We start from the raw sequence: 25,203 nt of genomic DNA, 5'->3' as shown, positions 1-25,203 counted from the left end.
GCCTGAAGGCTCGCGGTCCTTTGGCGCGCTCGGACCGCGAGCCTTCTAGCTCGCCCCGGCGCATCTTCTTTAGTTTAGCCACAGACGCGGCGCTGCGCCGCGTCCGCCGGTCGCCTCGGGTCGCAACGCCGCCATCGCCTCGATCACCGCGCCACGCAGCCGCGCCGCGTCGCTATCGAGAAAGCGCATCAGCAGAACGCCATTGACGAGCGTCGCCGCGCCTTGCGCGAGGTCGCGCGCGCGCGGCAGAAGCGCCGAAGCATGCGGCCCGGCGATGACGATCGTCGCATAGCCGGCGGCCTCGCCGAGGCCGAAGCGAACTGCGCGTTGCGCCGCTATGTCGCCCGCGAAGCCGATGGCGTCCGCCCACACCGGCTTGCCGTCGATGCGCAGCATCCAGGCGTCGCGCAGCGCGCCATGGTTCAACCATTCGCCGCTCGCGCGCCGGCCGAACAAGATCGTCTCGACGCCGAGAAATCGCGCGCTCGGCGCGAGGTCGATCTCGATGCGCCGTCGCAGTCGCGCGCCATCGAAGAGGATGGTCTCCTGCGGCAGCCATTCGAGCCGCGCGCCTTCTCCGCAGCGAAGATGCGCGACGATCTCGGCGTCGTCGCCGCTGGAGCGATAGATTTTCTCGGCCGCCGGCGTGGTGATCGTCAGCGCGGCGCCGGCCTCGACCTCTATGTCCAGCGCATAGCAATCGCCGCCGACGACGCCGCCGCCGGTGTTGATGATCGCCGCCTCGGGCGCCTCGTTGGGCTCGACGGCCGGAAACAGCGCCCTCAGCGGCGCCTCCTGCGCCAGATGTCGCAACCGGCTCGCTCCCTGAACTTGCGCATAGCGCAATTCTATTCGGCCCCTCGCGCGTTGAGGACCGTTCACAACGCCACGAAATCCCTGATGTTGTCCTTGTCCATATCGGCTCCGAGACCTTGCTTGACGATCTGCCCGCGCGACATGACCATGTAATGATCCGCCAGCTCGCGGCCGAAGTCATAATATTGCTCGACGAGCAGAATGGCGAGATCGCCGCGTTTGCTCAAGCCCTTTATCACCTCGCCGATGAGCTTGATGATGGAGGGCTGGATACCTTCCGTCGGCTCGTCCAGAATGATGAGCTTGGGATCGGAGACCAGCGCGCGGGCGATGGCGAGCTGCTGCTGCTGGCCGCCGGAGAGATCACCGCCGCGCCGCCGCAGCATCTCCTTCAGCACCGGGAACATCTCATAGATTTCGCTCGGCACAATGGAGGCCTTGCGGGCCGGCTTCACCGCCATGCCCATCAGCAGATTTTCCTCCACTGTGAGGCGGGAGAAAATCTCGCGGCCCTGCGGCACATAGGCGACGCCGCGCGCTGCGCGCTGATTGGGCGAGAGCTTGGAGATATCCTCGCCATCGAATCTTATGGCGCCGCTGCGGATCGGCGTGACGCCCATGATGCTGCGCAGCAGCGTCGTCTTGCCGACGCCATTGCGCCCGAGCAGCACGGTGCAGGCGCCTTTGGGCGCGGTGAAGGAGACATCGCGCAGAATATGGCTGCTGCCGTAATATTGATGGAGGCCGCTGATTTCGAGCATGGTCCTAGCGCCCCAGATAGACTTCGATGACGCGCTCGTCGCTCTGCACCTCGCTGAGCGGGCCTTCTGCGAGCACGGCGCCTTCATGTAGCACCGTCACCTTGCGCGCTATGGCGCCGACGAACTCCATATCGTGCTCCACCACCATGATCGAATGTTTTCCCGCGAGCGACAGCAGCAGCTCGGCCGTGCGCTTCGTCTCGTGATCGGTCATGCCGGCGACCGGCTCGTCGAGCAGCAGCAGCAGCGGGCGCTGCGCGAGCAGCATGCCGATCTCCAGCCACTGCTTTTGGCCATGCGAGAGCAGACCTGCGCGCTCCTTGCCCTTGTCGGCGAGCTCCACCGTCTCCAGCAATTCACTGACGCGGTCGATCTGCTCGCCGGTGAGGCGACGAAACAGCGAGGCGCGCACGCTCTTGTCGGCCTTTATCGCGAGCTCGAGATTCTCGAACACGGTCAAATGCTCGAACACGGTCGGCTTTTGGAACTTGCGGCCGATGCCGGCGGCGGCGATCTGCGGCTCGTTCATCTTGGTGAGATCGAGCGAGCGGCCGAAATAGGCGGTTCCCACATCCGGCCGCGTCTTGCCGGTGATGACGTCCATCATCGTCGTCTTGCCGGCGCCATTGGGGCCGATGATGCAGCGCAGCTCGCCCGTGTCGATCGACAGAGAGAGGCCGCGCAGCGCGCGGAAGCCGTCGAAAGTGACCTGGACATCGTCGAGATAGAGCGCGACGCCGCTGGAGATATCCGGCTCGCCGATCATCGCGCGCGCTCCTTGCGGAAGGAGGCCAGCGTGTCGAAGAGGCCGATGACGCCCTTGGGCAGCAGCAGGGTGACGAGCACGAAGAGGAGCCCTAAGAAGAACAGCCAATATTCGGGAATGGCGGCGGTGAAGAAGCTCTTCGCGCCATTGACGATAACGGCGCCGATGAGCGGGCCGATCAGCGTGCCGCGCCCGCCGACCGCCGCCCATATGGCGATCTCGATCGAGGCGGCCGGCGACATTTCGCTGGGATTGATGATGCCGACCTGCGGCACATAGAGCGCGCCGGCCAGTCCGCAGATCGCGGCCGAGAAGGTCCAGATCGCGAGCTTGTAGGAGAGCGTGTCATAGCCGCAGAACATCACGCGGCTCTCGGCCTCGCGTATCGCCGTGAGCACGCGACCGAATTTGCTGGAGACGAGAAAGCGCGAGACGAGAATGAGCGCGAGAAGGCAGGCGCCGGTCAGCGTGAAGAGGATCATGCGCGTCGTCGGCGTCGCCAGCGGATAATCCACTATGCGCTTGAAATCGGTGAAGCCATTATTGCCGCCGAAGCCCGTCTCATTGCGGAAGAACAGCAGCATCATCGCATAGGTGAGCGCCTGGGTGATGATGGAGAAATAGACGCCCTTGATGCGCGAGCGAAAGGCGAAATAGCCGAAGACGAAGGCGAGCGTCGCCGGCGCGAGAATGGCGAGCGCGGCGGCATAGGCGAAATGATCGGTGAAGCTCCAGAACCAGGGATAGGCCTTCCAATCGAGGAAGACCATGAAGTCCGGCAGATCGGAATGATAGCTGCCGTCCCGGCCGATCTGGCGCATCAGATACATGCCGAAGGCGTAGCCGCCGAGCGCGAAGAATATGCCGTGGCCGAGGCTGAGAATTCCGGCATAGCCCCAGACGAGATCCATGGCGAGCGCCAGCATGGCGTAGCAGAAGAGCTTGCCGATGAGCGCGACCGATGCGTCGGAGAGGTGGAGGAAGGAGCCCTCCGGCGCGACGAGATTGGCGAGCGGCACGGCGACGAATATCGTCAGCGCCGCGGCGAGGAAGGCGAGCCAGCCGCGTAGGCCGAAGATCCGCGTGGCGAGCGATGGGGCAGGGGGGATGTAGAGCATGTCGCTAACTCAATCGGCCTGCCGGCCGCCGAGCGCGAACAGGCCCTGCGGACGCTTTTGTATGAAGACGACGATGAAGATCAGCAGGGCGATCTCCGCGAGCACGGCGCCGGCCATATTCTCGAGAATCTTGCCGGCGACGCCCAATCCGAGCGCCGCATAGACGGCGCCCGCGAGCTGTCCGACGCCGCCGAGCACCACCACCATGAAGCTGTCGACGATATAATGCTGGCCGAGATCCGGCCCCACATTGCCGACCTGCGATAGCGCCACGCCCGCGAGGCCGGCGAGGCCCGAGCCGAGCGCGAAGGCCATCGTGTCGATGCGCGAGGAATCGACGCCGACGCAGCGCGCCATGCCGCGATTCTGCGTGACGGCGCGCACGAAGAGGCCGAGGCGCGTTCGCGCCAGCAGGAAGGAGACGAGCAGCAGCACGCCGACCGAGAAGATCAGTATGACGATGCGATTATAGGGAAGCTCGAGATTGTCGGTGACGAAGACACGGCCGGACATCCAGGCGGGGTTCTCCACCTGCACATTCTGCGCGCCGAACAGGCTGCGCACCGCCTGCATCAATATGAGGCTGACGCCCCAGGTGGCGAGCAGCGTCTCCAGCGCGCGGCCATAGAGAAAGCGGATCACCGTGCGCTCTATGGCGACGCCGACGAGAGCGGCGACGAGGAAGGCGACCGGCGCGGCGGCGGCGAGATACCATTGGAAATGATCGGGCAGATGCGCGCGGAAGAGATTTTGAACGATATAGGTCGCATAGGCGCCGATCATCATCATCTCGCCATGCGCCATGTTGATGACGCCCATCAGCCCGTAAGTGATGGCGAGGCCGAGCGCGGCGAGCAGCAATATGCTGCCGAGGCTCAGCCCCGAGAAGACGACGCCGAGATTCTCGCCGATGGCGAGGCTCGATTCGACATTGCGCAGCGAGCGCGTCAGCGCGACGCGCACTTCGCCGTCGTCCTCGGTGGCGAGGCGCGTCTTCAACGCCTCGCGGACGCGGCCGGATATGGTGGTGCGCAGCGCCTGCGCGGCGGAGAGGCGCTGCACGCGATCGGCGCTCTGCAGCTCGCCGAGCGCGCGCATCTGGCGCAGCACGTCGCGGACGCTGGCGTCGCGCTCCTTCTGCTCGGCTTTCGCCAGCAAGGCGACGCGGCTCTCGTCGAGCTCGGCGCTCTGCAGCCGCTTCACCGCTTCGAGCCGGGCGGCGCGATCGGGCGAAGCAAGCTCGATCAGCGCGATCGTCTCCTCGATCGCGAGACGCAGGCTATTGCTGGTCGAGGCGTCCTCGGCGTCGGCGGGAAGCTCGGCAGGCGTGCGTTCCAGCGCGTCCACGACCTTGTCGCCATCGACGATGAACGCCTTGTCGCCGGCGAGCTTAACGCGGTCGGCGAGGAGATCGCGTAGAAAAGGGATGGCGGAGAGATCGCCGCGCGCGGCGGCGGCGCCCAGCGCTCTATGCTGCTCGTCGGGATCGCCGCCGGTCAGCTGGGCGATCGTCTCGCGGTCGAGCGCCATGGCCGGCGCGACGGACATAGCCAGCAGCAGGCCGACGATCAGTCTGAGCATACGCAAGTTTCAACGCTCCATTTCAAAGCCGCATCGGGCGGCCCGATCGCCGGGCCGCCCGCCAGTCTCGTCAATGCGTGTCCGGCTCGTCCTTTTTCTTGTCATTGCCGGGAATGAAGGGGCTCCAGGGCTGCGCGCGCACGGGGCCGGGCGTCTTCCACACGACATTGAACTGGCCGTCCGCCTTCACTTCGCCGATGAACACCGGCTTGTGGAGATGGTGGTTCTTCGCATCCATCTCGGCGGTGAAGCCCGACGGCGCCTCGAGCTTCTGACCGCCGACGGCGGCGATCACCTTGTCGACATCGGTGGTCTTGGCCTTCTCGACCGCCTGCTTCCAGAGATTGACGCCGATGTAAGTTGCCTCCATCGGATCATTGGTCAGCGGCTTGTCGGCGTTGGCGACGCCATGCGCCTTGGCGTAGGCGGCCCATTTCTTCTTGAACTCCGTATTGGCGGGGTTCTTCAGCGACATGAAGTAATTCCACGCCGCCAGATGGCCGACGAGCGGCTTGGCGTCGACGCCGCGCAGCTCCTCCTCGCCGACCGAGAAGGCGACGACCGGAACTTCCGTCGCCTTGAGCCCGGCATTGCCCAGCTCCTTGTAGAAGGGCACGTTGGAGTCGCCATTGATCGTCGAGACGACCGCCGTCTTGCCGCCGGAGGCGAATTTCTTGATGTTGGCGACGATGGTCTGATAATCGCTATGACCGAAGGGCGTGTATTCCTCCATTATGTCGGCGTCGGCGACGCCCTTGGAATGGAGGAAGGCGCGCAGGATCTTATTGGTCGTGCGCGGATAGACGTAATCGGTGCCGAGCAGCACGAAGCGCTTGGCGCCGCCGCCGGCCTTGCTCATCAGATATTCGACGGCGGGAATGGCCTGCTGGTTCGGCGCCGCGCCCGTGTAGAAGACGTTCTTCTCAAGCTCCTCGCCCTCATATTGCACCGGATAGAACAAGAGGCCGTTCAGCTCCTTGAACACCGGCAGCACGGATTTGCGCGACACCGAGGTCCAGCAGCCGAAGACGACGGCGACCTTGTCGGTGGCGAGCAGCTGGCGCGCTTTTTCGGCGAAGAGCGGCCAGTTGGAGGCGGGATCGATGACGACGGGCTCGAGCTTGCGCCCGAGCACGCCGCCCTTGGCGTTGATCTCCTCGATCGCCATCAGCGCCGTGTCCTTCAGCACGGTCTCGCTGATGGCCATGGTGCCGGAGAGAGAATGCAGAATGCCGACCTTGATCGGCCCCTTTTCCTCCGCGTGCGCCGGAACGAGCGCGGTCGACGCGAGCAACGCGCCTGCGGCGAGCATGCCGAGACTCTTCACCATAACTCTACGTTTCATTCGTCTCTCTCCCAGGTCGGATAGGTCGCGCCGCGCTCAGAATTGGATCTGAACGCCGAGGATGAACTTGTCGATGTCCTTGCGCGCGGTGAATTGGTTGATCGCGTAATTGGCCGTGATGCGCAGATTGTGTCCGTCGATCACATAGGAGACGCCCATGTCGTATTGGCGCTCCCATGTCGCGGCGAGCGTGTCGCGGAAGGATTGATAGCGGAAGTAAGGCTGGAAACGGCCCCATCCGATCACGTAAGGAATGAGATAGCCGGCGCCGACCATATAGGCTTCGCCGGGCCGTATGCCGCCGACGAGATCGGTCGAGCGGGCGTTGTTGAAATTGGTGGCGACGTCGTTCACGCCATGGGTGTAATAGCGGTAATAGGCGCCCTCGAAGGTCGCGGCGCCGAATTCGCCGAGCTTCTTCTCGAAGAGAACGTCGACGTTCCAGGCGGTGAAGTCGGCGCGCTGCAGCTGATTGCCGACGCCGTCCTGCTGATATTGCGCCGCGACGCCGATCGCCAGCACATCTGCGCCGCCGAAATAGGTGCTGCTGGTGTAATAGGCGGGATCGGGATCGGGATCGAGCAGATTGAGATTGAGGCGGCCGGCGAACAGCGGATTGCCGGATTGGTTCGACGCGCCGATGATTTGATTGTGGCCGTCATAGACGCCGAATGAATAGGTGAGGCGCTTTTCGAACAGCTTGCCCCAGACCGTGCCGCCGTCCATGCGGCCGGAGACCTTGCCGGGATAGCGCGAGACGACGCCGGGATAAGACCAGCCGAGCAGATAATAGGGACCGTCGAGATTGGCGCGGTCGCTCGGCGGCAGCATGCGGCCGCCCCAGACGTTGATCTCGTCCAGCGGCTCGAACTGGCCATAGCCGTCGAGCACCTGAATCGTATTGTTGCTGGAGACTTCCGTGTTGAAGGTCGCCTTCAGATATTGATTGAAGGACGCCGAGGAGAAGATGCGGAAGCTCTCGAGGTCGACGCGATCGGGATTGGTCCCGGGCGTGTGATTGCGCGTGACGTCGCTGAAGAAGGGACGCAGGCCGAATCCGACGCTGACCCATTGATCGTCGCCGAACGGAACCACCACACGGGCCTGCGCCGCCTGATCCCCAATCAGGCAGCAGACCGCCAAGGCGAGCGCCGGCGCGGCCTTGGCCGCGAGCTTGGACCGACGGCGCGTTGTTTCTTGCGCCGCAAGTGCTTCGTGGGATTGGTTCATCTGTCCCCCTCGTGTCGTCCCCCCGGCGATTCGCGCCGGTTTCGTCACGTCAAGGACTAGTCGTGCGAGCCCCTAGGTAGGAATACGCTGAAATGCGTATTGCTCCGTTCGCGCCTTTTCGTCGAATAGGGCATGAGAGCCGACGCAGATTCGTCGGCGCTGGGGGAGAGACGCGCATGCGCAGATCGACGGCACTGGATATTTTCGGATTGACTGCGGGAACGCTCGCGCTCGTCTTTGCGGTGGGGCAGGCGAACGCATCGTCGAAGAGCCATAAGGGGACGAAGCCGGCCGCTTCGGTCGCCGCGCCACGCTACGCCGTGGACATGTGGTGGAACATCGGCGGCGATATGGGCGGCCTGAAGAAAGCCACAGACGCCTGCGTCAAGAAGCTCGGCGAGGCCGAGCGGCCGACGCTGGTGTCGCCGCCGCCTTCGACGACGATCCTGACCAAGCCCATGCTAGACTGTCTCGAGGCGCAGGGCTGGCGACCGGCGGGCGAGCCTCGGCCGGTCTGACGCGGGCGACGCCCCAACGTAAAGAGAGCATGCGCGAGCAGCAGCGAATTTTCCCGGTCCGTCGGACCTATAACAAGTTCGTCGCGGACCAGACGCTCGAGGATTATTCGCTGCGCTACACGGCGGAAGCGGCGCGCCGCTTCACGCCTTGGCGCGTCGCCAACACAGCGCTCGGGGCGATTTCCTTTCTCGCCTGCGAGGCGCTGGGCGGCGGCGTGACGCTGATGTTCGGCTTCACCAACGCCATGGCGGCGATCCTCGCCGTCGGCGCGCTGATCTTTCTCGCCAGCCTGCCGATCGGCCATTACGCGGCCAAATATGGCGTCGACATGGATCTGCTGACGCGCGGCGCCGGCTTCGGCTACATCGGCTCCACCGTCACCTCGCTGATCTACGCCTGCTTCACCTTCATCCTCTTCGCCATAGAGGCGACGATCATGGCCGATGCGCTGCAAATGTGCCTCGGCGTGCCGCTCGGCCTCGCTTACGCTATTTCTTCGCTCGCGATATTGCCCATTGCAGCGCTGGGCATTCGCTTCATCAGCCGCTATCAGCTATGGACGCAGCCGATCTGGCTCGTGCTGCAGACCGCGCCGCTCGTCTATCTCATCGCCGTCGGTGGGCCGGCCGTCTCCGGCTGGATGTCGTTCGCCGGCGCTTCGGGCGCGCTGAACGGCTCTTTCGATCTGAAGCTCTTCGGGCTTTCCGCCTCGATCCTGCTGTCGCTGCTGCCGCAAATCGGCGAGCAGGTCGATTATCTGCGCTTTCTGCCGACGACGGCGCGCATCGGCGCGCGCAGCTGGCGTTTCGCGCTCTTCGCGGCCGGGCCGGGCTGGATATTGATCGGCGTCGCCAAGCTCGCCGCCGGCTCCTTTCTCGCCTATCAGGCATTGTCGCTCGGCGTTCCGGCCGAGCGGGCGGCGCAGCCGAGCGAGATTTATTATCTCGCCTTCTCGAGCCTCGTTCATTCGCCCGGCCTCGCGCTGGCGCTCACCGGTCTCTTCGTCGTCGTCTGTCAGACGAAGATCAATGTCACCAACGCCTATGCCGGCTCCATCGCCTGGTCCAACTTCTTCTCGCGCATCACGCACAACCATCCCGGCCGCGTCGTCTGGCTGGTGTTCAATGTCACTCTGGCGCTATTGCTGATGGAATTCGGCGTCAGCCATGTCATAGACAGCATTCTGACCTTCTACTCGAATTTCGCCGTCGCCTGGATCGGCGCGCTGACCGCAGATCTCGTCGTCGACAAGCCGCTCGGATTGAGCCCGCCACAGATCGAGTTTCGCCGCGCCTATCTCTATGACGTCAATCCGGTCGGCTGTGGGGCGATGCTCGGCTCGCTCATCGTCTCGACGGCGGCGCTCTATGGCCTGCTCGGCGACACGCTGCAGCCGCTTTCGGCGATCGTCGGCTTTATTGTCGCCTTCTCGCTCGCGCCGCTCATCGCCTACGCCACCGGCGGGCGCTATTATATCGCGCGCCCGCAGGCTGTCTTCCGCGAGCCCATGCGCTGCATGATCTGCGAGAACGAGTTCGAGCCCAGCGACATGGCGTCATGCCCGGCCTATGGCGCGGCGATCTGCTCGCTGTGCTGCTCGCTGGACATGCGCTGCAAGGACGCCTGCAAGCCCGAGGCGCGGCTCGCCTCGCAGGCGCGCGCGCTCTTCTCTGCGCTTCTGCCGAGATTCTCGCTGCCCTTCTTCTCGACGCGCGCCGGCCGATTTCTCGTCGTGCTCGGTCTGCTCGCGGTGACGAGCGCGGCGATCCTCGGCGCGATCTATTTCCAATATGCGGCCGTCGTCGGTCCGGTGCAGAGGCCGATCATTCGCACGACGCTGGAGATCGTTTTCGTCGGCCTGCTGCTCGTCATGGGCGTCGCCGCCTGGACATTGGTGCTCGCGCAGGAGAGCCGCCGCGTGGCGGAGGAGGAGACCCGCCGCCAGACCGAGATTCTGCACGAGGAGATCGCGGCTCACGAGCGCACCGACGCCGAGCTGCAACGCGCCAAGGAGGCGGCGGAGGCGGCCAATATCGCTAAGACGCGCTTCATAGCGGGGCTCAATCACGAGATTCGCACGCCGCTCAACGCCATCAACGGCTATGCGCAATTGCTGGAGCGCGACGCCACTGATCGTCCGCAGGACGCGGTGCGCGTCATCCGCCGCAGCACGGAGCACATCACCAATCTCATCGACGGATTGCTGGACGTCGCCAAGATCGAGACCGGCTCGCTCGATGTGGCGCGCGATATTTTCCGCATCGACGAGACGCTGGACCAGCTCGTCGATATGTTCCGCCTGCAGGCGGCGGCCAAGGGCGTCGCCTTTCGCTATGAGCGCAGCCCCGATCTGCCGCGCTATGTGCGCACCGACAGGAAGCGCCTGCGGCAAATCCTCATCAATCTCGTCTCCAACGCCGTGAAATTCACCGAGCGCGGCCATGCGGGGCTGAAGGTCTCCTATCGCAACGACATTGCGGAGTTCATCGTCGAGGACACGGGGATCGGCATCATGCCGGAGGATATGCAGCGCATTTTCGCGCCCTTCGAGCGCGGCCGCATGGCGGCTGTCTCCGCCATTCCCGGCACCGGCCTCGGCCTCACCATCACCAAGCTGCTGACGCAGATCATCGGCGGCGAGATGCGCGTCGAGAGCGAGGTCGGTCGCGGTAGCCGCTTTGTCGTGCGCCTCTATCTCACCGCCGCGACCTCGCCGGAGGAGGGGCAGAAGCCGCCACAGATTCGCGGCTATGCCGGGGCGCGCAAGACCATTCTCGTCACCGACGACACGGCGACGCACATCGATGTGATGCGCCAATCGCTGGGCGGGCTCGGCTTCGACGTGCTGACGGCTTCTAATGGCTCCGATTGCGTCGCGCTCGCCATCGAGCGCAATCCCGATCTCGTCATGCTCGATATCGCAATGCCCGGCATGGACGGCTGGGAAGCGGCGCGGCGATTGCGCGACGCGCTCGGGCCGGAGACACCGATCATGATGGTCTCCGCCAACGCCCATGAGCTGATGGAGCGGCGCGGCCCCGATTCGCCGCATGATGATTTTCTAGTGAAGCCGATCGAATTTTCCGAAATGCTGGACCGCATCGGCAATCTTCTCGGGCTCGATTGGTTCTATGTCGCGGCGCGCGCCACGCCCGGAGCGGAGCCTTTCGCGCCGGCCGCGCTCGCTTTGCCGCGCGAGAGCGTCGAGAAGCTGCTGCATCTATGCCGCGTCGGCCACAGCCGCGGCATAGAGGCCGCGCTGCGCGAGATAGAGGAGGCGGCGCCGGAGCGCTCCGCGGCGATCGCCCAATTGCGCGCCATGGCGCAGAATTTCGAATTCGAGGAGCTGGCGCAGACTCTGGAGGCCGCATTGACGCAGGAGATCGAGCATGTCGGCTGATCTGCGCCAGCGCGACACGGCGCTCGTCGTCGATGACAATCGCGACGAGCTCAGCCTGCTCGTCGAGGCGCTGGAGCGCGCCGATTTCACTGCGCTCGCCGCCACCAATGGCGAGGCGGCGCTGGCTCTGCTCGAGCGCGTGACGCCCAATGTCGTCGTGCTCGACGCGGTGATGTCCGGCCTCGACGGTTTTGCGACCTGCCGGCGCATAAAGCAGAATCCGCGTTTCGCGCATCTGCCGGTGATCTTCCTCACCGGGCTCAAGGACACGAGCCATGTGCTCATGGGCCTCGAGGCTGGCGGCGTCGATTATGTGGTGAAGCCGGTCATCATAGAGGAGCTCGTCGCCCGCATTCGCATTCACGTCTCCAACGCGAAGGCCGCCTTTGGCGCGCGCGTGGCGCTGGACGCCACGGGCCGCCATCTCCTGGCGACGGATCGCGACGGACGTCTGCTCTGGTGCACGCCGCAGGCGGCCGATCTTCTCGCGGCGCGTCTCGGCCCCTTCGAGATTTTGCGTTCGCAGCCGCCGGAGGCTTTTGCGGCGTTGCTGCGCGAAGCGGCCGAGCGCCGCGACCATGACGCCTCCGCGGCGGCGGGGCCGGTCGCCATCTCTTTTCTCTGCGAGATCGGCGGCGACGAGCTGCTGTTTCGCCTGACCGAGCCGCAGAGCGTCAGCGACGAGGCGTTTTTGGCGCAGAAATTCGCGCTGACATTGCGCGAGGCGGAGGTGCTGAGCTGGCTCGCGCGCGGCAAGTCGAATCACGACATAGCCGAGATTCTCTGCATCTCGCCCCGCACGGTACACAAGCATCTGGAGCGCATTTTCGTGAAGCTCGGCGTCGACAGCCGCTCCTCCGCGACCTCAGTGGCGCTGCAGACGCTGAAGGCATTGGCGGCGGATTGAGGGGGCGACACACGCTCCGGCCGGGCGGAGCCGGAGCGGAAGCTCTTGTCTTTCCGCGCGATCGAAGCTTGGATGCGCGCGCCGGCCGATGGAATGCGTGGCGCGATGGAGCCCTTATGAGCGATGAGCTTTCGGATATGTCCTCTCGTCTCGTCGCCCTGGAGACGGCGCTCGCGCATCAGGGACAGGACCGTCGCCGAGCTGAACGACGTCATCGCCTCGCAATGGCGAAGGATCGACACGCTGGAACGGCAGATCGCCCGCTTGCGCGAGGAGTTCCAGACGCTCGGACTCCGCGACGCGCCGGAGCGACCGCCGCCGCATTATTGAGATGCGAGCGCGGTTCTATCTACTTGAATTATTAGGCTATTGGTGCCCCTGGCCGGAGTCGAACCAGCACTCCTTGCGGAACTCGATTTTGAGTCGAGCGCGTCTACCAATTCCGCCACAGGGGCGCGGGCCGGCGGGGCCGGCGTCGCGGCGCGGATATTAGCCGGGCCGAAGCCTCCGTCAAGGCGAGCTTGCGCGTTTCGCACGGCCGATGCGCGGCCAGCCTCGCCTCCGCCGCCGCGAGATGGTAAGCGAGGGGCGCTTCGCCCTTAGAACCGGTTGGAAAATGATCAAAAAGCTCTACGACTGGACCATGTCGCTCGCCGGCAGTCGGCATGCGCCTTTCGCGCTCGGCGCCATAGCTTTTGCGGAAAGCTCCTTCTTCCCGGTTCCGCCGGATGTGATTCTCCTGCCGATGTCGCTAGCCGAGCCCAAGCGTTCCTGGTTCTATGCCGGCATCTGCACCGTGGCCTCTGTGGCCGGCGGCGCGCTCGGCTACGCCATAGGCGCGCTGTTCTACGACACGATCGGCCTGTGGCTCATCGATCTCTATGGCTACGCCGCCAAAATGGAGGCGCTGCGCGCCTTTTACGCGCAATGGGGCGCGCTCTTCATATTGGTGAAAGGGCTGACGCCCATTCCCTATAAGCTCGTCACCATCGTCTCCGGGCTGATGGATTATAATTTCGGCCTGTTTCTCGCGCTCTCGCTGGTGACGCGCGGCCTGCGCTTCTTCATCCTCGCCGCCGCCATCAATCATTTCGGCGATTTTCTGCGCGACAAGCTCGAGGCGCATTTCGGCCTGTTCATCGGCGGGATGGCGGCGATCGTCGTCGTCGGCTTCGTCGTAGCGGCGAAATTCCTGTGATCGCGGCGCTGCTCTCCACGCGACAACGCGCGGCGCTGGCCGTTCTCGGCGTCGCCGTCGCCACCATAGGCGGCGCCTGGATCATCGAGGCGATGGGCTTCGCCCCCTGTGAGCTGTGCCTGAAGCAGCGCATTCCCTATTATGCCGGCATTCCGCTCGCCGCCTTCGCGGCCATAGCGCTGCAGCGGGGCGGGGAGGGGGCCGCGCGCGTCGCCCTGGCGCTGCTCGGGCTTTTGTTCGCGGCGGGAACGGCGCTGGCGCTCTATCATTCGGGCGTCGAGCTGAAGCTCTTTCCCGGCCCCTCCGAATGCACGGGCGCTCTGCGCAAGGCCGGCTCCTTCGACGATTTCCGCTCCTCGCTCGACAAGATGAAAGTCGTGAGCTGTGATCGTCCGGCGTTGCGCATCTTCGCGCTCACGCTCAGCAATTGGAATGTGCTGATCTCCGCCGCTCTCGCCGCCATCGCCTTTCGCGCCGCGCGCGGCGGCCGCTGAAATTCTCCGACCGGCCTTGTCGCAGGGCCGGCTCGCGCCATCCTCTGCCCGATAGAGATGTGACCTTTCCTCTCGGCGGCGACCAATCGGAGAATTCGATGCGAGTCTTCCAGCAATACGACATGCAGACGCAGGGCGTTCAGACCAGTCCGGACGGTTCGCCCAACACGCGGGCGCTCGGCCGGCATCTCATCCTATTGGAGAATCGCTTCAACGAATTGGCGAACGACGTCAATCTGATGCAGGACAAGCTGACGAAAATCCTCATCACGCTCGACAAGCTCGCCAATAAGGGCGCGCCGACCAATGGCCCCGTTACCAGCGCGGAGGCGCTGCGCCGGCTGCTGGGCTGACTGTTCCGGCCTGGCTCACTCCACCGCGAGCCGCGCCCTTGCGCGCAGCTTCTCGGTCTCGCTCTTCAGCTGACCGCAGGCCGCGAGAATGTCGCGGCCGCGCGGCGTGCGCACCGGGCTCGCATAACCGGCGTTGAACACGATGTCGGAGAAACGCTCGATCGTCTCCCAATCGGAGCATTCATAAGGCGCGCCCGGCCAGGGGTTGAAGGGGATCAGATTGATCTTTGCCGGAATGCCCTTCAGCAGCCGCACCAATTCGCGCGCTTCCGCCGGGCTGTCGTTGACGCCCTTCAGCATCACATATTCGAAAGTGATGCGCCGCGCATTGGAGGCGCCGGGATAGTCGCGACAAGCGTCGAGCAATTCGCGGATCGGATATTTCTTGTTGAGCGGCACCAGCTCATTGCGCAACGGATCGCGCACGGCGTGCAGCGAGATCGCGAGCATAGGCCCGCATTCGGCGCCGAGCTTCTCGATCTGCGGCACGACGCCCGATGTCGAGACGGTGATGCGCCGCTTCGACAGCGACAGCCCGTCGCCATCGGACATGATCTCGATCGCATCCTCGACCTGCTCGAGATTATAGAGCGGCTCACCCATGCCCATGAAGACGATGTTGGAGACGGCGCGCACATCCGGCCCCGAGGGCACGAGCCCATCTGTGGGCGGCTCGAGGCCGGGGAAATCGCCGAGCCGCGAGCGCGCGACGAGAAGCTGCGCGACGATCTCGCGCGTCGTCAGATTGCGCACCAGCTTTTGCGTGCCGGTGTGGCAGAAGCTGCAATTGAGCGTGCAGCCCACTTGGCTGGAGACGCATAAGGTGCCGCGGTCGCTCTCGGGAATGTAGACGCATTCGATCTCCGCGCCCTTGTCGTTGGCGTCGACAGGGTCGAGCCGCAGCAGCCATTTGCGCGTGCCGTCGGTGGAGACCTGCTCGGCGGCGATCTCCGGCAGCGTGAGCGTGAAACGCTCGGCGAGCTTTGCGCGCACGACTTTCGAGATGTTGAGCATCTCGGAAAATTCGCGCGCGCCGCGGAAATAGATCCAATGCCACAGCTGCGAGACCCGCATTTTGATCTCGCGCTCCGGAATCTCTATGGCGCGCAGCGCATCGGCCAGCTCGGCGCGCGTGGCGCCGGCGAGCGACGGCATTGGATCGGAAGCGGAAGCGGCGGTCATCTAAGTCCTCTTTCTCACGAGGAAAGCAGTATAACATGCGCGCGGGCCGACTCCATGGGGCGGAGGAACAAAGCGGTTATGGGAGACGGGCGGAAAATCGTCATAGCGACCTTCGGCTCGCTCGGCGACCTCAATCCTTATGTGGCGCTCGCTCATGCCTTGAAGCGCCTCGGCTTTCGCCCGGTGATCGTCGCCTGTGCCTTTTATCGGGAGTGGATCGAGAGCGAGGGGCTCGGCTTCGCCGTCATGCGGCCGGATATAGACGAGTTGGCCGCTAGGCTCGGCATGGATATAGGCGGGCTCGCCGATCGCGTCGCGCGCGAGGACGGCTTCATGTTCCGCGAGCTGATCTTTCCTTATCTGCGCGAGAGCTATGAGGATGTCGCCGCGGCGAGCGAGGGCGCGGCGGCGATCATCGCGCATAGCATCTGCTTTTCGGCCAAGCTCGCAGCGGAGCGGCTCGGCGTGCCGCTCTTCGACGGCGTGGTGTCGCCGCTCTTTCTGCTCTCCGCCTATGATCCGCCGCTCGGCCCGCGCTCGCGCTTCATGGCGCAGCCGCGCTCGCGTCTGGCGCTCGCCTATAACAAGGCGCTCGGCTTTGCGCTGACGCATTTTCTGGCCTTTCAGGGGCGGCCGATCGCGCGGCTACGGCGTGAGCTCGGCCTGCCGCATCGGCGCGGGCGCGCACTCTTGACCGGAGGCCCCTATGCGCTGGGGACGCTCGGCCTGCTCAGCCCGCTGCTGGCGCCGTCGCAGCCCGATCATCCGGCCGATCTCTTTGTCGCCGGCCATACTTTCCACGATCGCTTCACCGATACGGCCGAGGCCTTGCCGGCGGGGCTGGCGGAATTTCTCGCCGCGGGCGAGCCGCCGATCGTCGTGACGCTGGGCAGTTTCGTCGTGCATGCCCGCTCGGACTTCTACCGCGCCGCCGGCCGCGCGGCGTTGAGCCTCGGGCGCCGCGCGGTGCTGCTGGTTGCCGATGAGGAGCGCGAGGCGCTGGCCGAGGGATTGCCGCCGCAGCTTTTCGTCGCCGGCCATGTCCGCCATTCGCTGATCTTCCCGCGCGCCGCCGCCATCGTTCATCACGGCGGCTCGGGAACTTGCGGGCAGGCGCTGCGCGCCGGGAGGCCGCAGCTCGTCGTCCCCGTCTTCGGCGATCAGCACGACAATGCCGCTCGAGTGGCGCGTCTCGGCGTCGGGCGGCTGCTGCCCTATGAGCGCTGCGCCGCCGACCGCCTGACGAAGGAGCTGGGCGCGCTGCTCGCCGACGCGCGTCATGCGCAGAAGGCCCGCGAGGCCGCCGATCGCATAGGCTGCGAGGATGGCGCCGCCGCGGCTGCGGCGAAGATCGCCGAGTTGATCGGATGCGCGGCAATTGCGGTCGAGGCTTAAGGATGACAAATCCGATTCTTGTCGCGATAGCGATGATTTTGCTCGAATTATCTGCGGTTCGGGCCGGGGAGGGGCGTCTTTCTCTGGCCAAGGGCGAGACGCGGACAATCGAATTCGTCGAGAATCCGTCCACCGGCTATGTCTGGCGCTTCGATCGTGAGGCGAGCGAAAATCCGGCGATCATGCGGGTCCGCGACGGCGGCTTCACGCCCGCGGGCGGCGCGCCGGATCGGCCGCTGGCGGGCGCGCCGGGCCGGCGTTTCTTCCGCATAGAGGCCGTCGCAGCGGGGAGAGCGCGTCTGGTCTTCGTCGAGGAGCGTCCTTGGGAGAAGCGCGCCGTTCAGCGGCGGACGATCGAAGTTCTGGCGCGCTAACCTTCCTTCGGCTTCAGCGCATCGGCGAGCCGCATTTGCGCCGAGCCTGGCTGCAGCGGCTTCTGCTGGCTCTCATGCGGCGCCCAGCCGGAGAGCCAGACCAGCTCCATCGTCGCGCGCACGCGGCCGTCGGCATCGGAAAAGCGTGTCGCGTAGATTTCCGCCGCGCGCAGCAGAATGGCGCGCCGCAGCGGCTTGCGGGAGCGCTCCGTCAGCACATTGGCCGCGCCCATGGCGCGCAGCTCGGCGCAGAGCGCGAACATGGAATCATAGCGTAGCGTGAAGGAATCGACGTCCGTCACCGGCAGGGCGAAGCCCGCGCGTTGCAACAGCCCGCCGAGATCGCGCAGATCGACGAAAGGCGAGACGCGCGGACTGGCGCCGCCGGAAATCTCGTCCTCCGCCTGGGCGAGCGCGGCGCGCAGCTCTATGAGGCTTGCGCCGCCCGGAAAGCAGGCCAGAAACAGCCCATCCGGCGCCAGCATGCGCCGCGCCTGGGCGAGCGCGCCCGGCAGATCGTCCACCCATTGCAGCGCAAAGCCGGAGACGATGAGATCGAAAGCCTCCGCCGCGAAGGGCAGCGCCTCCTCCTCGGCGACGAGATCGACGCCGGGCTCGTAGAAACGCCCGGCCCGCAGCGGCGCGGGACGCCCGCCGGCGGCGACGGTCTGCGCGAAATGCGCCGCTGGGGTGCAGAGATCGAGCGAGCGGGGGAAGGGGCGCTTTATGCCCGCCAGCCGGTCGGCGAGATCATCGGCGGCGCGCGCCAATAGAAAATCCGGCGCGCCGCGCGCTGCGGCCCGCGCCAGCCGGCGACGCAGCAGAGCGCGATCGAAGATCGCCGGCGCGGACTGTCCTCTCTCCATGCCCCGTCATGCCCCGAACGCGCGGCCCGCGCAACCGCCGCCCGGCGCGCCGGAAATGGGGCCGCGGAAATTAGGCGGGGATTTCTCGGCATTTGTCGCGCTTTAGCGAGACAGGTAAGGAAATCTTAGTGTTAAACCGTAACCGCAACTATGGGATGGCTGGCGCGGAATGTGGCCGAAGCTAGAATGCGCGACATGTTCGAATGCGACGCCGGCCATTCGGAGAAGGTGAGCCATGTGCATTTCGTTTCGTCAGCGTATTTCGAGTTTCACGGCCGCGGCGGCGCTCGCGGGCGGCCTCGCTCTGCCGGGGACGGCGAGCGCGGCGCATAATGTCGTCTCCTACAGCGCCCCGGTTCAGGCGGGCACTGTGGTCATCAGCGCCCGCCAGCGCAGCCTGTTCCTGGTTAACGGGGACGGCACCGCCATTCGGTATCCGGTCGCCGTGCCCAAGGCCGGCAAGGAATGGTCCGGCTACGCCCATATCGACGGGAAATATGTGAATCCCGATTGGGTTCCGCCGGCGGTGGTCAAGCAGGACCATCCCGAGCTGCCCAATTTCATCCATGGCGGCTCGCCGCATAATCCGATGGGCGTCCGCGCCCTGACGCTCGACCGCAATCAGGTGGCGATCCACGGCACCACCAATAAGATGCGCGCCTCGGTCGGCACGGCCGCTTCCTATGGCTGCATTCGCATGCTGAACGAGGATGTTGTGGACCTCTATGAGCGCGTCGGCGTGGGCACGCCGGTGGTCATGACGCCCTGATCACGCTTTTCGATCGATCAGAACTCACGCCCCAATAGATAATAGAGTGCGTCATCCGATCGGATCGGAGCGGATGACGCGCTCGAAAGACGAAAGCGGAACAGCTCCAAGGCCGTCGCGCAGCTTCGCGCAAGCCGAGCGGCGGAGACTTGTCCCATGGTTTTTCGTTCCGCGAATGCTTCAGCTTGTGGACGTCGGCCCGCCGCCTGTAGACCGGCCGGAACGAATCCACCACTGTGCGACAAATCGACGAACGCACTTGAGGTTCGCGCCCACGAAGAGTTGAGTCGGCGGCATTTCAATCGTTTCGAGTATAGTGAACGAGCAGGACGATTCGTTTCGTCGGCGGTTCCCGAACAACGGGAACGCGAGGCTCGCAGTCAGCGTATGCGTCTCTGAAGAGAGAAGCGTCCGTCGCCCTCGTCTGGCCGACCCTCACATTAGGTTTCGCTCATGCTGATCGCACCTGACAAAGACTTCGACCGTCCCCTGCATCCCGTCGACATCGTCGAGCAATTGGCGGCCACCAATGACTGGAGCTTCGATCGTGACGCCGAAGACGAGATTTCCATCTCGGTCGCCGGCGGCTGGACGGACTATCATGTGGCCTTCACCTGGCTGGCGGAGCTCGAGACGCTCCATGTGAGCTGCGCCTTCGATCTGCGGGTGCCGGAGCGCCGCCGCACCGAGGCGCAGGCGCTGATCCGCACCATCAACGAGCAGCTCTGGGTCGGCCATTTCGATCTTTGGCCGACCGAAGGGGTGGTCATGCATCGCCAGGGCCTGCTGCTGACTGGCGGCGCCCAACCCTCCGGCCCGCAATGCGCCGCTCTGCTGGACCATGCGCTGGAGACCTGCGAGCGCTATTATCAGGCGTTCCAATTCGTGCTCTGGGCCGGCAAGGGCGCTAAGGAAGCGCTCGAGACCGCGACCTTCGAGACCAAGGGAGAAGCGTGATCCAAATGGCCGACGCGGCCGAGCTGCCCCGCTCCATCACTCTGGTCGGGGCCGGAAAAATGGGTTTCGCCCTGCTGCAGGGCTGGGCGGCTCGCGGGCTTTCTGGCGCGGGCGTGACCATTGTCGAGCCGCAGCCTTCGCCGGCGCTCGTCTCGTTCGCGCAGGAGCGCGGCTTTCGCCTCAACCCCGAAAATCGCGAGGCCCCGCGCGCGCTTCTGCTCGCCGTGAAGCCGCAGGCGCTGGATCAAGTCGCGCCGACGATCGCGGGAGAGGCCGGCGCCGATACGCTCATCGTCTCCATTCTCGCCGGCAAGCGCGTCGCCGATCTTTCCGCGCGGCTGCCGCAGGCGCGGCTTTTCGTGCGCGCAATGCCCAACACGCCGGCCGCCATAGGCCGCGGAATCACCGGCGCCTTCGCCGCGCCCGCCGTCGATGCGGAGAATCACGCGCTGGCGGAGGCTCTGCTCGCCGCCGTCGGCGAGGTGGTGTGGGTCGAGACCGAGCCGCTGGTCGACGCCGTGACTTCCGTGTCCGGCTCCGGTCCGGCCTATGTCTTCTATTTCGTCGAGTGCCTGACCAGAGCGGGCGTCGAGGCCGGCCTGCCGGAGGAGACGGCGGCGCGGCTGGCCCGCGCAACCGTTTCCGGCGCCGGCGAGTTATTGCGTCAGAGCGCCGATACGACGCCGGCGACGCTTCGTCAGAACGTCACCTCGCCCGGCGGCACGACCGCGGCGGCGCTCGAGGTCCTGATGGCGGGCGACGGCCTCGCGCCGCTGCTGGAGCGCGCGGTCGCCGCGGCGAAGCGCCGGGCGGGGGAATTGTCCGGCTGAGCGGCGCAAAGCGCTTCCGATTCGGCAAAAACGCCCTAAATTAGCTTGCCTAAATTGACTTGGAAGCGGCTGGCTTCGAGCGATGTGAGGAGGCGGCGATGGCGACGAGCGGCAAGACCAACGAAACAGGCAATGGAAGCGGCTCGGTCCGCGACCGTATCGTCGAATCCTTGATGCGGCTGGCGGCGCGCCGCGCCTTCGAGGATATCGCGATTTCCGACATCGCCCAGGACGCGGATGTCTCGCTCGCGGATTTCCGCGACTGCTTTCCGTCCAAGGGTGCGGTGCTGGCGGCTTTCTCGCGCAAGATCGACCGGCAGGTGCTGGAGGATTTTGCCGGCCGCTATGCCTCGGAGCCCGCCAAGGAGCGGCTCTATGAGGTGCTGCTGCGCCGTCTCGAGGCGCTCGAGCCCTATCGCAATGCGCTGGAATCGGTGTCGCAATGGGCGTCCACCGATCCGCTGGCGGCGGCCGCGCTCAATCGCGAGACGGTCAATTCCATGCGTTTCATGCTGGAGGCCGCCGACATAGACAGCGAAGGCGCGCTCGGCGCGTTGAAGCTGCAAGGCCTCTCCATCGCCTGGTGGCGCGTGCTCGGAACCTGGTTCGACGATCGCGACGTCGATCTGTGCCGCACCAAGGCCGCGCTCGACCGTGAGCTCTCGCGCAGCGAGGCGGTGATCGAGCGGATCGAGGATGTGAGCCGCTTGACCTCGCCGCTGCGCGGTCTGGCGCGGGCAGTGTTCCGCGGAATGACCGGCCGCCGTCGCCACCGCCATCATGCGCGCGACCGCGACGATGAGTTCGAGGAAGATTATGAGGAGGCGCGTCGGCGTCATCACCACGCCGAAGATCATCCTCACGCCGATGGACATCACCACGGCGAAGGCCATCGCCGGCATCCGGACGACGCCACCGCTTGACGGCGGCGTCGTCCCGCTTTCATCAAAAGCCGATGCGCACGGCCGTCGTCACCGAATGGGCGACGGCCCCGTTGCGAGTCGCGACATCGGCGTCATAGCCGATGCGCCAGCCGATATTCGGCGCGAGATCGCCCTGCGCGCCGACGCCGACCGTGACGGAATTGCGATCATAGGTCGGAATGAGGATCGTCTGCGTCGCCATTTGGCTGAGCACGCCGGCGAGACTGACGTTCACACGCCTGGGATCGCGGTCGAGCATCTCATTATAGGCGACCCGCACCCAAGGATTGACGCCGAGGAAAGAGGCCGAGACCTCGCCGCCAAAGCGCAGCGTCGTCGCATAGGTCGAGTGCTCCGGATAGACGACATTGCCGCCGGCCGCCCCGCTCTCCGTATAGCCGCGAATGGTCGCATGGGTCTGCGTCACGCCGAAGAAGGGCGTGAATTGGAAGGCGTCGAGCTTCAGCTTGGCGCCGATCTCGCCGCCGAACGCGTAAGAATCGACGCTGGTGCGGCCGACGCCGGTGAGCCCATAGGCGCCGAGGCGGCGAATGTCGGAGAAGCCGACGTCCGGCGAGAAGGTCGCCGTTCCGTGCAGATAGAAGAGATCGCCGAAATAGCCGGCGTAGAGGCTCGGCGAGACGGTCGGCGAAATGTCGAAATAGCCGAGCGCGCCGCCGCCATATTGGCCTGCGCGCACCGTCGCCGCGACGCCCACGCGAATCTCCTTCCAGCCATAATCGACGCCGAAGGAGCCGCCATAGAGCGTGCGGTCGCCGTCGAGCCCGGGTCGCGACGCAGTGGGGCCGAAATCGACATTTCCGCCGAGCCAGGTGGAGAGGCCCTGCGCCGCGAAGACGCCGCTCTGCGCGCGTCGAATCGATTGCAGCTGCGCGATGACCGGCGCGGCGGCGCTCGAGGCGAGGCCGAGAGCGCCGGCGTCGATGCGTCCGAGCACCTGGGGCGTCGTATCGCGCATGGATTTGAGGAACAGCGGATCGACGGCGGTCGGCAAAGTGAGCTGATAGACCAGGACCATATTGTCGTTGTTCTGGCCGGAGTTATAGCTCTGGCCCTGCATCACGCCATTGGTCGTGGTGAAATCATTGTCGTTGGAGACGAAGAGGTAGAAGTCGTTCGGCCGGCCCTCGACGAGCGTCGGGACGAGCGCCATGCCCTCCCATTTCTCTGACAGAGTGAGCTGCGACTGCGCCGACTGGCCGGGCGCGCCATTGTTGAGATTGAGGCCGAAGCGGGCGAGTTGCGTCGTGTTGAGCATGTTCACGAGCTCGACCGACTGCGCCGGCGTGATCGCCGGATTCAGCACGCCATTGGGCGCGACCTGACCGCCCGCCGTCGTATCGGCGGCCGTGCCGGCGATATTGGTCGCCTGACCGATGTCGACGAGATAGATGGATTTGACCATGATCGGATTGCCGCCCGCCGGACCCTGGCCGGTTCCGTCGCGCGCCAGCACGAGGAACTGCTTGTCGTTGAGCGCCACCATCTCGCTCTGCGCCGCGGTGCGATTGGCGCTGCCGCCATCGCCGTTCAGCCTGTAGGTCGGCAGCTGCAGCACATAGGTCTCGATCGGCGCCGCCGGCGTCGGATTGAGCGAAATATCATAGACCAGGATGCGCGTATTGTTGCGCGTCTGCTGTCCAGAGGCCTGATCCTGCATCGTCGCGCTCTGCAGGATCGCGAAAAGCCGGTTGCCGTCCGGGCTGACCGAGACCGCCTCGAGCCCCTGATTGTTGCGGCGTCCAGTCGTCGGCGCGACTGTCGAATTGAAGTCGATCGCGCCATTGGTCCGCGGCAGCAGCGCCGAGGGAACTCCGACCGAGCCGACGAGATTGCCATTGGCGTCGAAATAAAAGATCGACGGGCCGTATTCGTCGCTGACGTAGAAGCTGCGGTCGGTCTTGAAGGCCAGCCCCTCGGCGTCGAGCGATAGCTTGCCGGCGCCGATCGAGCCAGCGGAAGGGCTCGGCGTGAGGCGGCCGAAGAGATTGACGGCTCCCGACCCAGAATCGGCGCCGGTGAATGTCTTGCCCTGATTGTCGCGCAGCAGGACGCCGCCGTCGGGCGTCATCTGCACCTGATTCTGCGAGCTGGTGGAGGCGGGGAGATTCGCGCCCGAATAGGGCGAGAAGGCGATGTTGAAGCGCAGCAGCCGTCCCGCATAATCGGAGAAGACGCCATTGGCGGGATCGTTGAGGCCGCGGTCGGGCAGGGCGAGCATGGTCGCGACGAAAGTCGAGCCGCTGCGCCGCCAGGAATAAGGGTCGATGGCGAGGCTCGAGAAGGAGCCGAGCGTGTCGCCGAGGAAGTCGATCGTCCCCGCCGGAAGACGTCCGGTTCCGACGAGACCTTGATTGGTGAAGGTCACGCCACCCAGGCCGACGGAGGCGGCGCCGTCATTGGCGACGATATTGGGCGTACGATAGGTCTGCGCCATTGCGGCGCCGTGAAGCGCGAGCGTCGAGATGGACGCGAGCAACCAGTAACGAAAAGGCATTTTATCCCCCGGCTTTAGCTTGGCCGGAGGTCTATGGCCGCCTGTTAACGATTCGGTGACAGTCTGGCCACGATCGTTAACAGAGCGGAAACATTTTCACGCTGTGGCCTTTGCGCCACGATGCGCGAGCGTCACAAGGACACGTAGACGAATTTGAGGCCCTTGAGTGTCGGGTAGTTCTCGCGCAGCGCCTTGGCGACCTTGCCGACGAGATCCTTGTCGCCGGCGGCCGAAGGGCCGACGAAATCCGTTCCCTGCATCCATGTCTCGAGGAAGCAGTGGAGCGTGTTGTCATAGGCGTCGTCGGTCGGATGCGCCGTCTTGTCGACGAGCGAGGCGATTCCGTCGGTGCTGACCTCGAGCCGCCAGTCGCGGTCGTCGACGACCGAGCCGATGAGCTTCGCAATGTCGGCGTCGGTCCAATCGCCCTTCAAATCAACGGCCATTTTTTTCGCTCCTTGGTGCGCGCGGCTTCGGCGGCGCGGGACAAAATGGACGAAGGGCCGGGAACGCCTGTCGGATATCCGACAGGCGCGCGTCGCGGCCCTTACCGCTCGCTCACTTCTTGGTGAGCTTGGCCACCGCCATATCGATCGCCGTCGTCGCCTCGCCGACGGTCAGCCAGGCGTCCGCGCGGTCCTCGCTCTTGAACGACTTGCCGAGATTATACGGCTCCTCACCCGGCACGTGCAGGAAACAGGCCCATTTTCCGTCGGCCTGCTCCTCGACCGTCACTTTGTAGTCCGCCACGCGGTCCTCCTCCTGTTGCTTTGCGTTGGGTCTCACGGTGCGCCGGTCCGTCTCCGGCGCGGCGACGATGAAGCAGATTGGGCGCCATATGCCGAGACATGCGGCGGCACGCTTATTGAACCTCCCTTTTTGGCCGGCGGGGCGCCGGCGC

25 protein-coding genes and 1 tRNA gene are annotated in these 25,203 nt (G+C 65.2%); 13 read left to right on the top strand and 13 right to left on the bottom strand.

The features are described 5' to 3' along the window. Positions 1–69 precede the first annotated feature (69 nt). From EDE12_RS13455 to EDE12_RS13425, 7 genes are all read right to left on the bottom strand, one after another. A complete protein-coding gene (locus EDE12_RS13455) occupies positions 70–813 on the bottom strand; it encodes an urease accessory protein UreD (RefSeq protein ID WP_051592444.1) in 744 nt (247 codons plus the stop codon). A gap of 65 nt (positions 814–878) precedes the next feature. Further along, entirely contained in the window at positions 879–1,577 is a 699-nt protein-coding gene (gene urtE, locus EDE12_RS13450) for an urea ABC transporter ATP-binding subunit UrtE (RefSeq protein WP_026598474.1), read from the bottom strand. Positions 1,578–1,581: 4 nt separating this feature from the next. Further along, complete coding sequence (urtD, locus tag EDE12_RS13445; RefSeq protein WP_026598475.1) at positions 1,582–2,343, bottom strand: urea ABC transporter ATP-binding protein UrtD; 762 nt, start codon at positions 2,341–2,343, stop codon at positions 1,582–1,584. Next, on the bottom strand, positions 2,340–3,461 hold the full coding sequence (gene urtC, locus EDE12_RS13440) for an urea ABC transporter permease subunit UrtC (protein WP_026598476.1): 1,122 nt from the start codon (positions 3,459–3,461) through the stop codon (positions 2,340–2,342). The genes urtD and urtC overlap by 4 nt, the downstream gene beginning before the upstream one ends. A 9-nt stretch (positions 3,462–3,470) precedes the next feature. Next, positions 3,471–5,042, bottom strand: a complete 1,572-nt coding sequence (gene urtB / locus EDE12_RS13435; protein ID WP_024879714.1) for an urea ABC transporter permease subunit UrtB — start codon at positions 5,040–5,042, stop codon at positions 3,471–3,473. 70 nt (positions 5,043–5,112) lie between these two features. Next, positions 5,113–6,387, bottom strand: coding sequence for an urea ABC transporter substrate-binding protein (gene urtA, locus EDE12_RS13430; protein ID WP_024879715.1), 1,275 nt, complete (start codon positions 6,385–6,387; stop codon positions 5,113–5,115). A gap of 36 nt (positions 6,388–6,423) precedes the next feature. After that, positions 6,424–7,617: a hypothetical protein gene (locus EDE12_RS13425; RefSeq protein WP_024879716.1), complete on the bottom strand. Its 1,194-nt coding sequence runs from the start codon at positions 7,615–7,617 to the stop codon at positions 6,424–6,426. A gap of 176 nt (positions 7,618–7,793) precedes the next feature. On the opposite strand from EDE12_RS13425, the gene EDE12_RS13420 reads away from it, so the two are divergent. The 4 genes from EDE12_RS13420 (at position 7,794) to EDE12_RS13405 (ending at position 12,773) form a co-directional block, all read left to right on the top strand. Next, positions 7,794–8,135 (top strand): hypothetical protein, encoded by a 342-nt coding sequence (locus tag EDE12_RS13420; protein ID WP_024879717.1) that lies wholly within the window; start codon positions 7,794–7,796, stop codon positions 8,133–8,135. Positions 8,136–8,164: 29 nt separating this feature from the next. Further along, positions 8,165–11,536, top strand: a complete 3,372-nt coding sequence (locus EDE12_RS13415; protein WP_026598477.1) for an ATP-binding protein — start codon at positions 8,165–8,167, stop codon at positions 11,534–11,536. Beyond that, positions 11,526–12,443 (top strand): DNA-binding response regulator, encoded by a 918-nt coding sequence (locus EDE12_RS13410; RefSeq protein WP_024879719.1) that lies wholly within the window; start codon positions 11,526–11,528, stop codon positions 12,441–12,443. Before EDE12_RS13415 ends, EDE12_RS13410 begins: the two co-directional genes overlap by 11 nt. 123 nt (positions 12,444–12,566) lie before the next feature. Further along, on the top strand, positions 12,567–12,773 hold the full coding sequence (locus tag EDE12_RS13405; RefSeq protein ID WP_036290821.1) for a SlyX family protein: 207 nt from the start codon (positions 12,567–12,569) through the stop codon (positions 12,771–12,773). A gap of 40 nt (positions 12,774–12,813) precedes the next feature. On the opposite strand, the gene EDE12_RS13400 is transcribed toward EDE12_RS13405, so the two are convergent. Then, positions 12,814–12,898, bottom strand: a tRNA-Leu gene (locus EDE12_RS13400). Between the two features lie 161 nt (positions 12,899–13,059). Between EDE12_RS13400 and EDE12_RS13395 the strand changes: the two genes are divergently transcribed. From EDE12_RS13395 to EDE12_RS13385, 3 genes are read left to right on the top strand one after another with little or no spacing between them, the layout of a single operon-like run. Continuing rightward, a complete protein-coding gene (locus EDE12_RS13395) occupies positions 13,060–13,641 on the top strand; it encodes a YqaA family protein (RefSeq protein WP_026598478.1) in 582 nt (193 codons plus the stop codon). Beyond that, entirely contained in the window at positions 13,638–14,135 is a 498-nt protein-coding gene (locus EDE12_RS13390; protein WP_134188121.1) for a disulfide bond formation protein B, read from the top strand. Before EDE12_RS13395 ends, EDE12_RS13390 begins: the two co-directional genes overlap by 4 nt. 59 nt (positions 14,136–14,194) lie before the next feature. Continuing rightward, positions 14,195–14,488 (top strand): hypothetical protein, encoded by a 294-nt coding sequence (locus EDE12_RS13385; protein ID WP_026598479.1) that lies wholly within the window; start codon positions 14,195–14,197, stop codon positions 14,486–14,488. 15 nt (positions 14,489–14,503) lie between these two features. Here the strand turns inward: EDE12_RS13385 and rlmN are convergent, their stop codons facing one another. Continuing rightward, entirely contained in the window at positions 14,504–15,670 is a 1,167-nt protein-coding gene (gene rlmN, locus EDE12_RS13380) for a 23S rRNA (adenine(2503)-C(2))-methyltransferase RlmN (RefSeq protein WP_026598480.1), read from the bottom strand. A 78-nt stretch (positions 15,671–15,748) separates the two neighbouring features. Here rlmN and EDE12_RS13375 point away from each other — a divergent pair, with 78 nt between their 5' ends. Together EDE12_RS13375 and EDE12_RS13370 are read left to right on the top strand one after the other, a co-directional pair. Continuing rightward, positions 15,749–17,065: a nucleotide disphospho-sugar-binding domain-containing protein gene (locus EDE12_RS13375; RefSeq protein ID WP_051592445.1), complete on the top strand. Its 1,317-nt coding sequence runs from the start codon at positions 15,749–15,751 to the stop codon at positions 17,063–17,065. 2 nt (positions 17,066–17,067) lie between these two features. After that, positions 17,068–17,439: a protease inhibitor I42 family protein gene (locus tag EDE12_RS13370; protein WP_051592446.1), complete on the top strand. Its 372-nt coding sequence runs from the start codon at positions 17,068–17,070 to the stop codon at positions 17,437–17,439. On the opposite strand, the gene EDE12_RS13365 is transcribed toward EDE12_RS13370, so the two are convergent. Next, the gene (locus EDE12_RS13365; protein WP_026598482.1) at positions 17,436–18,305 is read right to left on the bottom strand and encodes a methyltransferase domain-containing protein; all 870 of its coding nucleotides are present in this window, start codon (positions 18,303–18,305) and stop codon (positions 17,436–17,438) included. The genes EDE12_RS13370 and EDE12_RS13365 overlap by 4 nt on opposite strands. 235 nt (positions 18,306–18,540) lie before the next feature. Between EDE12_RS13365 and EDE12_RS13360 the strand changes: the two genes are divergently transcribed. The 4 genes from EDE12_RS13360 (at position 18,541) to EDE12_RS13345 (ending at position 21,784) form a co-directional block, all read left to right on the top strand. After that, the gene (locus EDE12_RS13360; RefSeq protein WP_051592447.1) at positions 18,541–19,074 is read left to right on the top strand and encodes a L,D-transpeptidase; all 534 of its coding nucleotides are present in this window, start codon (positions 18,541–18,543) and stop codon (positions 19,072–19,074) included. Positions 19,075–19,527: 453 nt separating this feature from the next. Continuing rightward, positions 19,528–20,031 carry a YbjN domain-containing protein gene (locus EDE12_RS13355; protein ID WP_024879729.1) on the top strand — a complete coding sequence of 168 codons (504 nt, stop codon included), beginning with the start codon at positions 19,528–19,530 and terminating at the stop codon, positions 20,029–20,031. A gap of 5 nt (positions 20,032–20,036) precedes the next feature. After that, positions 20,037–20,861, top strand: a complete 825-nt coding sequence (gene proC, locus EDE12_RS13350) for a pyrroline-5-carboxylate reductase (protein WP_026598484.1) — start codon at positions 20,037–20,039, stop codon at positions 20,859–20,861. Positions 20,862–20,959: 98 nt separating this feature from the next. Continuing rightward, a complete protein-coding gene (locus EDE12_RS13345) occupies positions 20,960–21,784 on the top strand; it encodes a TetR/AcrR family transcriptional regulator (RefSeq protein WP_026598485.1) in 825 nt (274 codons plus the stop codon). Between the two features lie 22 nt (positions 21,785–21,806). Here the strand turns inward: EDE12_RS13345 and EDE12_RS13340 are convergent, their stop codons facing one another. From EDE12_RS13340 to EDE12_RS13330, 3 genes are all read right to left on the bottom strand, one after another. Continuing rightward, positions 21,807–24,302: an esterase-like activity of phytase family protein gene (locus EDE12_RS13340; RefSeq protein ID WP_198029879.1), complete on the bottom strand. Its 2,496-nt coding sequence runs from the start codon at positions 24,300–24,302 to the stop codon at positions 21,807–21,809. A gap of 131 nt (positions 24,303–24,433) precedes the next feature. Further along, positions 24,434–24,748, bottom strand: coding sequence for a hypothetical protein (locus EDE12_RS13335; protein WP_024879733.1), 315 nt, complete (start codon positions 24,746–24,748; stop codon positions 24,434–24,436). A 112-nt stretch (positions 24,749–24,860) separates the two neighbouring features. Beyond that, positions 24,861–25,052 (bottom strand): hypothetical protein, encoded by a 192-nt coding sequence (locus EDE12_RS13330; protein WP_024879734.1) that lies wholly within the window; start codon positions 25,050–25,052, stop codon positions 24,861–24,863. Between the last annotated feature and the right edge of the window lie 151 nt (positions 25,053–25,203).

It is taken from the genome of Methylosinus sp. sav-2 (assembly GCF_004366495.1).
GTDB lineage: Bacteria > Pseudomonadota > Alphaproteobacteria > Rhizobiales > Beijerinckiaceae > Methylosinus.
This window is presented reverse-complemented; position numbering and strand designations above follow the sequence as displayed.

Coding starts and splice junctions, on each gene's coding strand:
- EDE12_RS13420 (WP_024879717.1), top strand. CDS start 7,794: ATGCGCAGATCGACGGCACTGGATATTTTCGGATTGACTGCGGGAACG.
- urtB (WP_024879714.1), bottom strand. CDS start 5,042: ATGCTCAGACTGATCGTCGGCCTGCTGCTGGCTATGTCCGTCGCGCCG.
- urtA (WP_024879715.1), bottom strand. CDS start 6,387: ATGAAACGTAGAGTTATGGTGAAGAGTCTCGGCATGCTCGCCGCAGGC.
- EDE12_RS13335 (WP_024879733.1), bottom strand. CDS start 24,748: ATGGCCGTTGATTTGAAGGGCGATTGGACCGACGCCGACATTGCGAAG.
- EDE12_RS13405 (WP_036290821.1), top strand. CDS start 12,567: ATGAGCTTTCGGATATGTCCTCTCGTCTCGTCGCCCTGGAGACGGCGC.
- EDE12_RS13425 (WP_024879716.1), bottom strand. CDS start 7,617: ATGAACCAATCCCACGAAGCACTTGCGGCGCAAGAAACAACGCGCCGT.
- urtE (WP_026598474.1), bottom strand. CDS start 1,577: ATGCTCGAAATCAGCGGCCTCCATCAATATTACGGCAGCAGCCATATT.
- EDE12_RS13345 (WP_026598485.1), top strand. CDS start 20,960: ATGGCGACGAGCGGCAAGACCAACGAAACAGGCAATGGAAGCGGCTCG.
- EDE12_RS13375 (WP_051592445.1), top strand. CDS start 15,749: ATGGGAGACGGGCGGAAAATCGTCATAGCGACCTTCGGCTCGCTCGGC.
- rlmN (WP_026598480.1), bottom strand. CDS start 15,670: ATGACCGCCGCTTCCGCTTCCGATCCAATGCCGTCGCTCGCCGGCGCC.
- urtD (WP_026598475.1), bottom strand. CDS start 2,343: ATGATCGGCGAGCCGGATATCTCCAGCGGCGTCGCGCTCTATCTCGAC.
- proC (WP_026598484.1), top strand. CDS start 20,037: ATGGCCGACGCGGCCGAGCTGCCCCGCTCCATCACTCTGGTCGGGGCC.
- urtC (WP_026598476.1), bottom strand. CDS start 3,461: ATGCTCTACATCCCCCCTGCCCCATCGCTCGCCACGCGGATCTTCGGC.
- EDE12_RS13365 (WP_026598482.1), bottom strand. CDS start 18,305: ATGGAGAGAGGACAGTCCGCGCCGGCGATCTTCGATCGCGCTCTGCTG.
- EDE12_RS13340 (WP_198029879.1), bottom strand. CDS start 24,302: ATGCCTTTTCGTTACTGGTTGCTCGCGTCCATCTCGACGCTCGCGCTT.
- EDE12_RS13355 (WP_024879729.1), top strand. CDS start 19,528: ATGCTGATCGCACCTGACAAAGACTTCGACCGTCCCCTGCATCCCGTC.
- EDE12_RS13395 (WP_026598478.1), top strand. CDS start 13,060: ATGATCAAAAAGCTCTACGACTGGACCATGTCGCTCGCCGGCAGTCGG.
- EDE12_RS13410 (WP_024879719.1), top strand. CDS start 11,526: ATGTCGGCTGATCTGCGCCAGCGCGACACGGCGCTCGTCGTCGATGAC.
- EDE12_RS13360 (WP_051592447.1), top strand. CDS start 18,541: ATGTGCATTTCGTTTCGTCAGCGTATTTCGAGTTTCACGGCCGCGGCG.
- EDE12_RS13415 (WP_026598477.1), top strand. CDS start 8,165: ATGCGCGAGCAGCAGCGAATTTTCCCGGTCCGTCGGACCTATAACAAG.
- EDE12_RS13370 (WP_051592446.1), top strand. CDS start 17,068: ATGACAAATCCGATTCTTGTCGCGATAGCGATGATTTTGCTCGAATTA.